The organism is Halomonas sp. WWR20 (genome assembly GCF_054602495.1).
In genome coordinates, this window is sequence record NZ_JBTRHR010000016.1 from 1 (window position 1) to 13,479 (window position 13,479).

At 58.9% G+C, this 13,479-nt stretch carries 9 protein-coding genes; 3 read left to right on the forward strand and 6 right to left on the reverse strand.

Annotated features, from left to right (window positions below; all coding sequences use genetic code 11):
- Window positions 1-3,924: carbohydrate-binding protein (locus ACW4DH_RS18500; protein WP_459637878.1), on the forward strand; the 3,924-nt coding region annotated here is incomplete at its 5' end.
- Between the two features lie 152 nt (window positions 3,925-4,076).
- Here ACW4DH_RS18500 and ACW4DH_RS18505 read toward each other — a convergent pair.
- The 4 genes from ACW4DH_RS18505 to otsB all read right to left on the reverse strand — a co-directional run bounded on the left by ACW4DH_RS18505 (window position 4,077) and on the right by otsB (window position 10,562).
- Window positions 4,077-6,221 (reverse strand): TonB-dependent siderophore receptor, encoded by a 2,145-nt coding sequence (locus tag ACW4DH_RS18505; RefSeq protein WP_459637879.1) that lies wholly within the window; start codon window positions 6,219-6,221, stop codon window positions 4,077-4,079.
- Between the two features lie 181 nt (window positions 6,222-6,402).
- Complete coding sequence (locus ACW4DH_RS18510) at window positions 6,403-8,064, reverse strand: multidrug ABC transporter permease/ATP-binding protein (protein WP_459637880.1); 1,662 nt, start codon at window positions 8,062-8,064, stop codon at window positions 6,403-6,405.
- A gap of 136 nt (window positions 8,065-8,200) precedes the next feature.
- Entirely contained in the window at window positions 8,201-9,625 is a 1,425-nt protein-coding gene (locus ACW4DH_RS18515; RefSeq protein ID WP_459637881.1) for an alpha,alpha-trehalose-phosphate synthase (UDP-forming), read from the reverse strand.
- 169 nt (window positions 9,626-9,794) lie between these two features.
- Complete coding sequence (gene otsB / locus ACW4DH_RS18520; protein WP_459637882.1) at window positions 9,795-10,562, reverse strand: trehalose-phosphatase; 768 nt, start codon at window positions 10,560-10,562, stop codon at window positions 9,795-9,797.
- A 261-nt stretch (window positions 10,563-10,823) separates the two neighbouring features.
- Here otsB and ACW4DH_RS18525 point away from each other — a divergent pair, with 261 nt between their 5' ends.
- The gene (locus ACW4DH_RS18525) at window positions 10,824-11,699 is read left to right on the forward strand and encodes an AEC family transporter (RefSeq protein ID WP_459637883.1); all 876 of its coding nucleotides are present in this window, start codon (window positions 10,824-10,826) and stop codon (window positions 11,697-11,699) included.
- Between the two features lie 11 nt (window positions 11,700-11,710).
- Here ACW4DH_RS18525 and ACW4DH_RS18530 read toward each other — a convergent pair whose 3' ends face one another.
- Window positions 11,711-12,124 (reverse strand): hypothetical protein, encoded by a 414-nt coding sequence (locus ACW4DH_RS18530; RefSeq protein WP_459637884.1) that lies wholly within the window; start codon window positions 12,122-12,124, stop codon window positions 11,711-11,713.
- Between the two features lie 201 nt (window positions 12,125-12,325).
- Here ACW4DH_RS18530 and ACW4DH_RS18535 point away from each other — a divergent pair, with 201 nt between their 5' ends.
- Window positions 12,326-12,931 (forward strand): flavin reductase family protein, encoded by a 606-nt coding sequence (locus ACW4DH_RS18535; RefSeq protein WP_459637885.1) that lies wholly within the window; start codon window positions 12,326-12,328, stop codon window positions 12,929-12,931.
- Between the two features lie 56 nt (window positions 12,932-12,987).
- On the opposite strand, the gene ACW4DH_RS18540 is transcribed toward ACW4DH_RS18535, so the two are convergent.
- Entirely contained in the window at window positions 12,988-13,416 is a 429-nt protein-coding gene (locus ACW4DH_RS18540; protein WP_459637886.1) for a hypothetical protein, read from the reverse strand.
- Window positions 13,417-13,479: the final 63 nt, after the last annotated feature.

Below are 13,479 nucleotides of genomic sequence, written 5' to 3' on the forward strand. Positions count from 1 at the left end.
GTCAGCTTCAACGACGGCGAGCGCATCACCGTCGTGCCGGATGACAGCGGCCAGTTCAGCGTGGATGTCTCCGCCCTGCCCGACGGGGAGGTCACCGCCACACTGTTCGTGACGGATGCGGCAGGCAACGAAGCCACTGCGGCGGCGGACTTCGTGCTCGATACCACACCCGACGAGCCGGAAGATCCGACACCAGGCTACACGGAATATGAAGCTGAAAGTGCCGAGCTCGACGGTCCCGTCGTCGTGTCAGCAAGCGAGGACGACCGCAATGCGTCCGGTGATGGCTTCGTCGATTTCGACGGCAGCGGAGATCAGACCATCTCCTGGGCGGTCAATGCTGTCGAGGCTGGCGTATACGAGATCGGCTTCCGATATGCCCTGTCGGCTACCAAGGCCGACCGTCCACTCGCGCTGACCGTCAATGGCACCAGTCTCGGTTCACTCGCCTTCGCTGGTCAGAGTAATGCTGCCGAGAATGACTGGTACTACCAGACCACCACGGTCGCCCTAAACGCAGGCGCCAATAACATTGCCATCACGGCACCCGATGCCAATGGTCCCAACATCGACCTGCTACAGGTGGCAGACGAGCCGATCGGCGGCTCAGCGCCTGGCGACCCGGATGCGGATATCGCTCTCCAAAGCAACGATGCCGGATACTACGCAGACCGGATTCACTTCAATTACCTGGAAAACAACAGCGCCTCGAACCCGGATCGCGACTACAAGGAGAGCGGCAGCGTTGTGGTCAGCAACACCGGCACCGCAGAGCTGTCGATACTTAAAGCCGACCTCTCAGGGCCTTTCGAACTGGCCGATCCGACCATCTTCGAAGATCTGACACTGGCAGCCGGCGAATCGGTTACCGTCGATATCCTCTTCGATCGGGACGCCTATACGCCCCCCTCCACGGACGCGGGTGACGGGGTTTTCAAGGGGACTTTGCAGCTAACGACCAACGACGCCGACACTCCCATTGCCGAGATGCACCTGGCCGGCTTCTGGCAGGCTCGAGACGAAGGCGGCTGGGAACCCAACGTCAATGAAGTCTGGGAAGTCTTCGGTTTCGGTAACGTCATCGAGGGGCTTCCCACTGTTCAGGCCGGGGAAAATTCCGTCCTCAATGATCACGACCTCTACCGCCCGGTCAACGACGATGAAGTGCTATCGCGCTATTGGAAGATTGCCGACGGGTTCGATTCGGCCAAGATCACCCAGCTTGCCGCTTTTCACGGCAGCGGCGCCGCCTACCTGGGTATCCATAACCCCGACAACAAGGGGCAGGTAGTCCAGCTGACCAATCATGCCGGTGATAATAACCAGTCGCTGCTGCCGATCGAGAACGACGGGCAGTTCGCGACGGCGACCTTTGACAACGGCACGATTCCCGACGGCTGGAAAGGCAATGACCTCTTCAGCATCATCGTTCAAGGATTGTCCACCGACCCGTCGCTCAACCCGACGGGAGGCGGTGATGTGCCGGAAGATGCCGAAGGCATCGAGCGTGGCTACACCGTGAGGATGTTCCAGGCGCTGGACGCCAACGGCAATGCGATACCCAACACCTATCTCGGTATCATGGATTACACCGGTATCAACTACGACTACAACGATAACATGTTCGTTATCGAAGGCATCGAGCCGGCTTCCCTCTTCGAGCCCGTGGCTGCCGGTGACCTCTCGATCGAGAACCTTGACGGCGTGCCTTCGGACGACCGTCTCGTCATGAGTCGTATCGAGAATCCGGCAAACGACAGCCAGGAGGTCCACGACGAAGCGACATTCACCATCAGTAACAACGGCTCTGCCGATTTTACGATCACCAGCCTGGAAATAGCCGATCCTTCACTGTTCGAGATCGTTGGCGACACCACCAATCTGGTGGTGCCCGCCGGCGGCTCATTGGACGTGACGGTGCGCTTCATTGCCGAGGATACCAATGACGGCTCACTCTACGAGTCAGCGTTGATGGTCCACGCCAATAATAGCGAGACACCCCAGGCAGTGGTCCAACTCGCGGGGATCGCGCAGGGCCAGTCGGAGAACGGCCAGGAGCCGACGGTTCAGGAAATAGTCGATGCCTTTGGCTTCAGTACTGACGTGGCCCAGGCACAGATGAACCAGGGCGGCTTGGTGGAAGCCAATGGCGACGAGATTATCGCCCCTTACTTCCAGCGCGCGGATAGCAGTGCGCCGATCAAGATTACGCAACTGGCGGCCTATCACACCCAGGGGGATATCGCTCGACTGTTCGTTCACGATGTCGATAGTCGCGATCTCAACGAGATTCTTGCCCATGATGAACTCGACGGCCAGACACTACTCCCCCGTACGCTCGACGACGGCGATTTACTGACCACCACCACACTCGATCGCGATGCACCGTTTGGCTTCTTCGCCGAGATCAGTGACCGTCAGGGATATATCTCCTGGTCCGACCCCGACGCGAACCTTTACGAGGATAGCGTCGACGCTATCGGTAACCCCGGAACCAACCTCAACTGGAACGAGAACGACGGTCACCTGATTCGGGTTTATGTCGCCAAAGACGGTGCCGGTAATGTCATCCCCGACACCTACATCGTCATTCAGGACTACGCGGGAGTGAATTACGACTACAACGACAACATCTTCCTGGTAGAAAACGTCCAAACCTACGATCCCTCCGGGACGGAAGATGCCGATGGCAACGGTCGTGTCGACCTCTACGACGACAATGATGGCGACGGCGCCCCGAACTTCCTGGATACGCAGGATGGGACTACCGAGCAGCAACCCCACAACGACGCCCAGCAACCCTGGCTCGTCGATCAGGACGGGCTATCGCTGGGTGCCGCCCTCTATGACGAAGGGGGTCAGGGGATCGCCTATCACGACAGCAGCGAAGCCCAACTGGGAAGCGACTTCCGCGGTGAGGGGGTCGACATTCTGGGCGCTGGCGACGCCGTCGGTTGGGTGACGGATGGCGAATGGCTGGAGTACACCCTCGATATAACGCAGGCCGGCACCTATGACCTGTCATTCCTGACAGCGCTGGGTAACCAGGATGGTGGGCGCTCCATCACGGCCGCCTTTACCCAGGACAACGAGACCTATATCACGACCTCTCCCATCGTCACCGAATACAGCGGCAGTTGGGACGCGTATACCGACAGCGACGCCATCCAGGTCGACCTCAACGCTGGAGAGCAGGTACTGCGGCTGACCTTCAATGGCGGTTCGCAGAACCTGGCTTCCTTCGAGTTGGCTCTGGAGCCGGACAATGCATCGGGACAGCTCCCCTTCAATACCGACCATACCCCGTGGCAGGTAGGCGATACCCTTACCCTTGATGCCGTGCTGTTCGACGAGGGGGGACAGGATATCGCTTACAGCGATACCGAGGCGGCTCAACTGGGTAGCGATTACCGCCAGGAGGGTGTCGATATCCTGAATGAAGGTACCGCGATCGGCTGGATCCGCGATGAAGAGTGGGTCGAATATACCCTCGATGTCGAGGAGGCCGGTACCTACGATCTGTCGTTTCTGGTCGCGACGCCGAACGCGGGGCGTTCGATTACGGCCTCGGTGGAACAGGACGGAAGCTTTTATGAGGATTCCGGTCCCGTTGCGGTGCCCAGTTCCGGCGACTGGAACGACTTCGTCACCACCCAGACGCTGGAGCTCGACCTGCAGGCCGGCGAACAGACCCTGCGCCTGTCCTTCAACGGTGGCTCCATGAACCTTCAATCATTCACCTTGGACCGTGAAGCGGCTTTCTCGGCAATGTCAGCTACTGACGACTCGGAGCCGGCTGAAGTCATCACTGACCAGGAGACGGCTCTGGATACGTCATCTTCAGAAACGTCGACTCCCATGGAGCTTCCCGCCCTTCTGCTGGGCGTCGCCGATACGGAGGATGCCAGCCTGCTGACGGCCTGATCGCGGGGTATCCCATTGGTGCCTTAACCATAGCCTCAACGAAACGTCCCGCCATATGGCGGGACGTTTCGTTGGTTTCCTGACCGCTATCGCTTAGTCATCCCTCGGGCCCGCTATCATGGGCCTTCGGTCTGGCCGTTGCCTCCTGTTTCCTACCAGCGATACTTGAGGCTGCCGACGACGCTACGCGATTCACCGTAGTAGCACCAGTAGTTGCAGTTGCTGATGTACTCCTTGTCGGTGAGGTTCTTGACGTTGAGCTGCGCCGTCCATTGATCGTTGATGGCATACTGCGCCATGGCATCGTACACCGTATAGGAGTCGACCTCGGCATCGCTGTACTGCGGCGCATCGACGCTCTCGCCGACGTAACGCACTCCACCGCCGAGATCCAGACCATTGAGTACGCCACCCTCGAATCCATAGTCGAGCCACAGCGACGCCTGGTGGCGCGGAATGCCCCCGGCGCGCAGGTCTTCTTGCGCTTCGCTGATATCCACCTTGGTATCGGTATAGGTGTAGGCAGCCTTCACCTGGAGCTGGTCGGTCAGATAGCCCACGCCCTCGAGTTCGAAGCCCTGGGAATGCCGCTCGCCGCCCTGCCGGTTGCTGGATTCACCACTGACATAAAGCGTATTGGTTTCCTTGAGATCGAAGGCCGCCGCGGTCACGTAGCCATCGAGCCAGTCGGGCGCGTACTTGACCCCCACTTCCCACTGCTCGCCTTCACTAGGCTCGTAGGCGTTGCCGTCGGGGTCGTAGCCGATCTGCGGATTGAAGGATTCGCTGTAGCTTAGATAGGGCGAGATGCCGTAATCGCCGAGGTACATGACGCCACCGCTGAAGGACATCTGATCGTCGTCATAGCTACTATCTTCTCCTGCCCCACTGCGATTGGTCACATCGACCGAATCATGGCGCATCCCGGCCAGCAGAACCCAGCGATCGTACAGGCGCAGCTGATCCTGCACGTACAGCCCCAACTGTTCCTTGCCCTGCTCGTAGTGATCCATATCGGTCACCGGTGTGTAATTGCCGTATTCGGGGTCGAAGATATCGAACGGTTCCCCGAAGTTGAAGCTATCGCCGTTCTGGTAGCTGAGGTCGAAATCCTGATAGTCCACGCCCAACAGCAGGGTATTCTCGGTATTGGTGGTGAACCACTTGCCGATCAGCCGGTTGTCGACGGTCAGGGCATCGTATTCCCCGTCACGGTAGGTCAAACCCCGGGTCACGCTGCGGCCATCATTGATCCAATTGCTGGAATCGTCAGGATCTGCATAACCGAGACTGGAGGCATAGACACCGCGCAGCAGCAGCTCGAGTTCGCTGTAACGCAGGTTCTGCTGGAAGGACCAGGTATCGTCGAAATCATGCTCGAACTCGTAGCCCAGGGATATCTGCTTGTGCTCGCGCCGGTCATACCCTGGCTCGCCGAGATTGGTCTGCGGATCGACACGGCCGAACGGGGTGTCGTTGAGCGAACCATAGGGCAGGAAGAAGCCATTGGTGGGTACCCCGTGGTCCTTCATGTAACTGGCCAGGAAGGTGATGCGGGTATCGTCCGTCAGGTCGACCGACAGGCTGGGGGCGAAGTAGATACGCTCGTTGTCGGTGCCGTCGATCTCGTTGTCGCCTTCGCGAAACAGCCCCACCACGCGATAGCGGACATCATCGGTGCCCGCCAACGGCCCGGAGGTGTCGATGCCCACCTGGCGATGATCGTCGCTGCCAGCCTCGACCTCGAAGAGCCCGCGCGCCTCCTCGGTGGGACGCTTGCTGATGCTGTTGATCACCCCGCCGGGAGGCGCCTCGCCGTAGAGAATCGACGCCGGCCCCTTGAGCAGTTCGACCCGCTCCTGGCCGAACGGCTCGGTCAGCCACCAGAAGTATCCGCCCTCACGGAACATCCGCAGGCCATCCTGGTAAATGGCGTCGCCGGCATCGAAGCCGCGCAGCACGAACCAGTCCGCCTTATTGTCGTCACCGTAGGGCGCCGAAATCACCCCGGCACGATAGCGAAACGTCTCGTCGAAATCATTGACGGCCCGCTCCTGTAGTTCTTGATCGGTTACTACCGAGGTGGACCGGGGCGTCTCCAGCATGGGCGTGGCCACCTTCAACGCCGTTCCGACCACCACCACGGTATCCAGCGACTCTTCCTGAGCACTGCCCTGGGCCAGAGCGGTTAATGGTGCAGCCAGCAGCAGCATACCGGGGAGGCTCCGCGCCAGTCGACGGCGGGCCTGGGACGACAGAACATTGAAGGACCCGACGGGGGGCAGGGAACGGGACATGACGACTCCTCGGTTATGCAGCGATGCGAGACTTGGCGGAAAAGTTCGGCGCGTCACGCGGGACAACGTGTTCGGCGAGACGAAACACTGATGCACATGATAAATATTTTTATTTAGGCCCACAATTATTCTGCGTCAACGCCACGGCTTTTCAGGAGAACGGTTAGGCATTGTGGCGCCTTTATGCCTCGCCTATCCGAGCGACGGCATCGCGGCTGACCTGAGCACGCATCTCGCCGGTCAATTCGGTGAGCTGGCCAGCCCGCATTTCCAGCAGCCGGTCGGCGTGCTCGAAATAGTGGTCGTCATGGCTGATGGCGAAAACCGTCTTGCCCATCTCGCGAAAGCGCGGCAGCAATTCACGATAGAAGATGCGTCGGAACACGGGATCCTGATCGGCGGCCCACTCGTCGAGCACCAGAATGTCACGTTGCTCGGCCAGGGCCAGCAGCAAGGCCAACCGTTTGCGCTGACCTTGGGAAAGCCGGGTACTGACTACGCGCGCCCCCTCGAACTGCAGCTTCTCACGCATCTCGAGCTGATCCAGCCAAGTCTCGAGGAATGCGGAATTCACCGACTCCCCCTGCGCCCCGATAACTCGATCGAAAAGATGAAAGTCGGTAAATACCGCCGCGAAGCGTTGGCGGAAGGTATCCCACTGCTCCGGCGAGACCGGCTGCCCGTCGACGCGTATTTCTCCCGACAAGGGGCGGTACAAGCCGGTCAACAAACGGGCCAGGGTCGACTTGCCGCTGCCGTTGCCGCCAATCAGAAACACCTGTTCGCCACGCTCCAGACGCAGATTCACGGGCCCCACTTCGAAACCTTCCCGGTTGCCCTTCGCGGCATAGCGGTAATTGACGCCACATAGCTCGATGACGTGCCAGTCGGGCGGCGCGACATCGCCATGAAAATCCGCTCGGTAGTCGGCCAGCTCCAGTGCTTTGAGTTTATCGAAAGCGACCTGGGCGCTGATCAACGTCGGTAGCGCGCCGACCGCCTGAATCAAGGGTGTGCGCAGAAACAGAATGGTCAAGGCGAAGGTTGCCGCCACCGTGGTATTCGACCAGCCCAGCCCGTTGGCGAGGAAGAAAGCCACGCCGATTGCACCGAGCATCATGATGTTGGTCCAGTTATTGGCGCTGAGGTGATAGGTATCCGCGCGGATGATGTGGTAGCGGTAATCCCGGGAGTCGTTCGTATAGACCTGTTCGAACAAGTGCTGGGCGCGATAGCGATTGAGCGTAAGCTCCTTGCGTCCGTCGATGATCGATTCGAAATCCTGATAGAGCCGATCCTCGGCCTCGCGTACACAACTGAAATGCTGATAGACCTTAGAGACCAGCCACCAGCTCACCGCCACGGTGACACCGATCCAGACCATCGTGACCATCAGCATCGGCGGCGAGAGCCATCCCAGATAAGCGATCGAAGCTAGCGTCAGAACAATGCCCTGGACGAGTTCGGGCAGCCGCACGAAAGCGATGGTGATGTTGCGAATGTCGCTGGACAGGCTGGCAAGCAACTGCGCGCTACCCAACTGCTCGAGGCGCTCGATATCGGTATCGAGAATCCTTTTGATCAGACGGCCCCGCAAATGATAGACGAAGAAATGCCCCAGCATCGTCAGGGCCAGCTGTGCACCCAGCGAGACAATCAATAGCAGCACGATCAACCCGATAAATTGGGGCAGTATCACCGTGGGGCTGCCGACCGATTCGATCAGCCGCTGATTGATGAAGGCAATGACGCTTATCCCCAAGCCAGCACTGACCAGGCTCAGTACCATGACAGCGATAAATGGCCAGCGGTAATGGCGAAAGACGACGCGGAGAAGCTCCATGGAGAGTCCTGATGCAGGTGAAATGGCTCTCCGATTCTTACGAAAAACCGCCCATGGTCAAGGGCGGTTTTCCATACAACGGGTTGAAGCGAGAATTAAAGGCCCCGTTTTCCTAATATCGCCTCCGCGAAACGCGTCAATCCGGCAGCTGCAATTGATCCCTCTGGGGCTGTCGGATATCGCCCAGCGCGCCGAGAAACGCTTGGCACCACTGATGAATGTCGTTCTTGCGCAGCACATTCATCATGCTCTGCCAGCGCTCTTTGCGCTCCTCCAGCGGCATGACCAGGGCCTGCTCCAACATGTCGGCGACCCCTTCGGTGTCATAGGGGTTGCAGACCAGAGCCCCCTCTTTCAATTCCCATGAGGCCCCGGCCAGATGGGAAAGTACCAGCACTCCAGGATCCTCCGGATCCTGGGCCGCCACGAACTCCTTGGCCACCAGGTTCATACCGTCGCGTAGCGGAGTCAGGAAACCGACCCGGCTCAAGCGCAAAAAGCCCAGGATCGATTCGCGGCTGTATCCGCGGTTGAGGTAACGCAGCGGTGTCCAGTCATAGTCCGCGAAACGCCCATTGACATGGCCGGCGACACGTTCGAGCTCGATGCGCAAATCCGCATATTCCTGAACGTCAGTGCGCGAGGGTGGCGAGATCTGGATGAACACCACATGGCCGTGCTGATGTTCGGCCTTCTCCAGAAGACGCTCGAAAGCCTGGAAGCGCTTGTAGACACCCTTGCTGTAATCGAGGCGGTCGACCCCCATCACCAGCGTGCGGTCCCGCAAGGAGTTCGCCAGCCGCTTGCCGGTATTGGTTTCCACGCCTCGCTTGGCCATCTCCTGGGCAGACTCGATATCGATCGAAATGGGAAAAGCTTCCGCCTTGAAGCGCCGCCCCTCGGCTTCTATCGTGCCATCATCGTGAAAGACCGCGTCGAACCCATGCTGCATGCAGTCGCGGAAATTACGCAGATCGCATTCCGTCTGGAAACCGATGACATCGTAGGCGCTGAAATAGCGCAGCAGGTTTTCATAGTCGGGAAGAATGCGCAGCACATCCCACGGTGGAAATGGCGTATGCAGGAAATGCCCGATAGGCGCGTCGACGCCCGCCTGGCGTAGAAAGTGCCCCAGCGGGATCAACTGATAATCATGGACCCAGATACGCGAATGCGGTTCTACCAGCGTGGCCACATGACGTGCGTATCGCTGACTGACGCGCAGATAACCTTCGAGGTTTTCCCGATTGTATTCCACCTTGTCGGTGCGGTAGTGAAACAGTGGCCAGAGCACCTCGTTGGAGAACCCGACATAGAAAGTCTGGTGGTCCTGCTCGGTTAAAGGAAACGTTGCAAAACGTACCGAGTCGAAGGTGTAATGATTGAGCTGCGCATCTCGGTCCTGATCGATTTCTCCGCTCCAACCGACCCACAACCCTTCATTCTTCTGCAGGGCATTCATTACGCCAACGGCAAGTCCCCCCTGACTGCCCCCAGAGCTTTTGGGAGCCGGTACTCGATTGGAGACCACAATCAGCGCGTTATCCTGTTCCTTGGACATGAGAAAAACTTCCTCTGATAAATGATTGTTGGCCATGTGTGTCCTATCCGACCCTATGACCTTCGGCCGGGGCGCCGTGCCATGCCAATGCATCGCCAGGCAGCCTTCTGCGTATCGAGTTTCTCAGTGGTGGCATATCCTCCTGTTATCAAGCCAGACGCCGATGATTCTAATCCTCTGCGAGCTGGGCCAGGCAGGCGTTTAGCCAAGCCTCTACGGCTTGGGTATCCTCAAGCCGATAGGTAGCACGCGTCGCTCCCTCCCCTACCTTGATCGAATGCCCGTCCAGTGCGTTGACCGCCGCAAAACCGTCCTCGTCGGTCAAATCATCACCGATGAACACCGGTGTCCGGGAGGCAAAGGGCGCCTCCTTCATGAACTGATGAATCGCCTCGCCCTTGTTGCAGGAGGTGGTGCGCAATTCGAAGACGAACTTGCCGCCATGCATGGTCAGCGCTTCGCCTAAGGTGTCGCGCAGGTGCTGCAACTGCTGTTCGATCACCTCCAGTTTGTCGGGAGCGTTACGATAATGCAGGGCGAGACTCGCGCCCTTGTCCTCCAGTTCCAACTCGGGATGCGCCTCGAGCAGGCGGCTCAGTTCCTCACGCGCTTTCTCTAACGTCTCATGGTCGGGCTCGTTCAGCGAATAACCGTTGATGCTATCGCACCGCTCGGCGCCATGCTGGCCTGCCAGAGGCAGCTCGAGAGGCGCCAACAAGCGCGATAGATCCTGAATGGAACGTCCGCTGACAACCGCCAGCGCTCCGCCCAACCGTTCATGCAGCGTACTCAGCAACTCGAGCAGCTGCATTTCGAGGACCACATCGGTGGGTTTGGCCATGAGAGGACTTAGCGTGCCGTCCAGGTCGAGAAACAGCGCCCAGGCATCGCCTCTCGGAGGCAGGGGACACGAAAGGAACGTTTCTGCGTTCGACATCGACAGGTCATCCTCCTTGAGCCTTATATGGCTTGATATGCGATCAATATTCAGGGTTGGGCTTTTCACTGTATAAAAGTCAGGCGCCGTACGCCAGCGTACCGTAGCGACAGGCTTAGCGTCGCCCATGCCCAGGCAGCACTCGGCAACGCCCATGCATGCGAGATCCACGTTGGATTTTGCCGTGGCGTTTAAGGACAATAAGGATTTTGCCGTCTTGGCCGGCTAGCGGCCTGAATCGAATGACTACAGGGATGACCCATGCTTGCCGAACTGTTCGCCGTTATGGCACCCGTCCTGTTTGGCGCCAGTATCGGCTTTTTCTGGGTCCGCTTGGGTTATCATTATCCGACCGATTTCGTGACCAAGCTGGTCTTCAATATCGGAACGCCTTCGCTGATCCTGGCATCACTGGCAAGCGCCCGTATCGACCCTCACTCCTTCGGGCAGACCATGCTCGGCACGCTGAGCGTCCTGTCGGTGATGGCGGTCGCAGCTTTCGGGATGGCCAAGTTGCTGGGTAAGAACTGGCGGGTCGTGATCTCGCCGATGATGTATCCCAACACCGGCAACATGGGCTTGCCGGTCTCGCTATATGCCTTCGGGGAGGCGGGATTCGCCTATGCGATAACCGTCATGGTAACCGTCGCGCTGGTCCAGTTCACGTTCGGCGTCCTGATCAGCAGTCGGCAAAATCCCCTGAAAGCCCTGCTTCGCACGCCGACCATCTATAGCATCAGCTTCGCGGTAGTACTGATGCTGACGGACACTCATCTCCCCAAGTGGCTGGCCAACACCGTCGGGTTGATGTCCGGCTTTACCGTGCCGCTGATGCTGATCACGCTAGGCGTTTCGCTGGCCAGCATTCAGGTCAAGAGGCTCAAATCCGGTCTGAGCTTCAGCCTCCTGAGAACCTTGGTGGCAACGTCGGTTGCCCTAGGCGTTGGCTATGTACTGGAACTCCCGCCATTGGCTCAGAGCGTATTGGTACTGCAGATGAGCATGCCGGTGGCGGTCTACAATTACCTTTTTGCCCAACGCGCCCAACGCGAGCCCGAATATGTCGCCAGCCTGGTATTTTGTTCCACCCTGCTGGCGTTTATCTATTTGCCCTTACAGCTGGTTTTCTTGCTTTAATCAGGGCCAGGTTATTGGGGCGTTTGCGGCACCTCCTCCGGCTGCCCGGGATTGCCAGGCTCGCCACCAATAGTGCCCCCTTGAGCACCGTGCGAGCTGTCCAGCCCTTGCATGATACCGCTCTGGCCACTTTTACTGCTGCCTTCACCTGCCAGAGTACCGCCATCCTGGCCCATGGCACCTCGTTGATTGCCGCCTTGAACCGGCGCCTCACCGCTCAATACCGGATTCTCCTCATCCTGGTCGGGGCTGCCGGACCCCTGATCTGTCGCATATTCCGTGTCGGACTGCGCATCCTTCACGTCTTCGATGGAGGTCTCGGCCGATTCATCGGCCTCATCATCGCCACAGCCGGATAGCACCAAGCCACTGGACGTGAGTAACACGCCGATCAGCATCGCTCTGAAGCGCCTGGTATTGAACATGCCTTTACTCCCTGTCAGAGGCATTTACACGTAAGCAGCGCATATCGAGACGTCTCGATAGCGTCTGGCTTCTTTTCAATAAAGCTTCATGACGGCACAACTGCAAGCGTTACGAAACCGTTCATCAAACCCGGCCCGCTGGACGCCGCCGGCATGACATGGTGGGATAATGCCACATCGACTCTCGCCACGAGGATTCTTATGGAACTCAACGCCTCGACGCTGGATCCAGGCAATCTCTATCGCCTGCTTTCCGGTAGCATCGCCCCACGGCCCATCGCTTGGGTATCCACCCTCGGCGCTGCAGGTCATGCCAACCTCGCGCCGTTCTCGTTTTTCAATGTTGCCAGTGTCACACCGCCCATTCTGGCCTTTTCGCCCCTGTTGGGCGAAACCGGACAGCCCAAGGACACCATTCGCAACCTGCGCGACATCCCGGAGTGCGTAATCCATATCGGCGGGGCCGACCTCATCGAGTCGCTCAACGCCACCAGCGCTTCGCTGAGGTACGGCGAAGATGAATTCCTGCATGCCGGACTTGCCAAGGCCTCTCTGGGAACGCTCAAGGTGCCGCGAATCGCAACCGCTCCGATTGCGTTTGGCTGTCGACTGCATAGTATCGTCGAGTTCGGCGATCAGCCTCGAGCCGGCTGCCTGGTGCTCGCCGAAGTCGTGACGATCCACGCCGATGACCGCGTCTGGGATGGGCGTCACATCGATATCGATACGCTTCGGCCCATAGGTCGTATGGCCGGTGCCGACTATATCCGTTGCACCGACCTGTTTTCCCTGAAACGCCCGGCATAAGCCGGGCTAGAATTCAAGCTATACCCTGACGATGCCGCCCGAATGCGCGGCGTGACTTAACGTTCCTCGTCCGGGTCCTCGTCAACCAACGACCCTCCTGCAGTGCCTCCGGCAGTGGTGTCGTCAAAGGAGTCCTGTTCGCTCGGCTCCGGTTCAACCGGATCTTCATCCTGTTCGGGGCGGCTGCGTTGACGATCATCCGCCGATCCCGTTACCTGTGGGTCCTCCCCGGAGCGGGCCGAAAGCGCTTCCTGACTGTCGATGCTGTCATCCTCACCGCCAATGGTGTCCTCGTCGCTGAGGATAACCTCCCTTTCACTATCCGTGGCGAGGACTTCATTGCGGTCCTCCGAGGGGCTGCTGGCCCCCTGATTCTGTTCAACCTGCTCCGGTGTTTCGTCATCGCCGCACCCGGACAATGCCAAGCTGCCTAGCACCAAGGTCATCGCCGCCAATAACGGCTTTACCCTTTTCATCTCGGACATGCTGTTTTCTCCTTGTCAAGAAACTATCCCTAAGCGCCGCCTGAAGGTTTGCGCCTCCGTCAG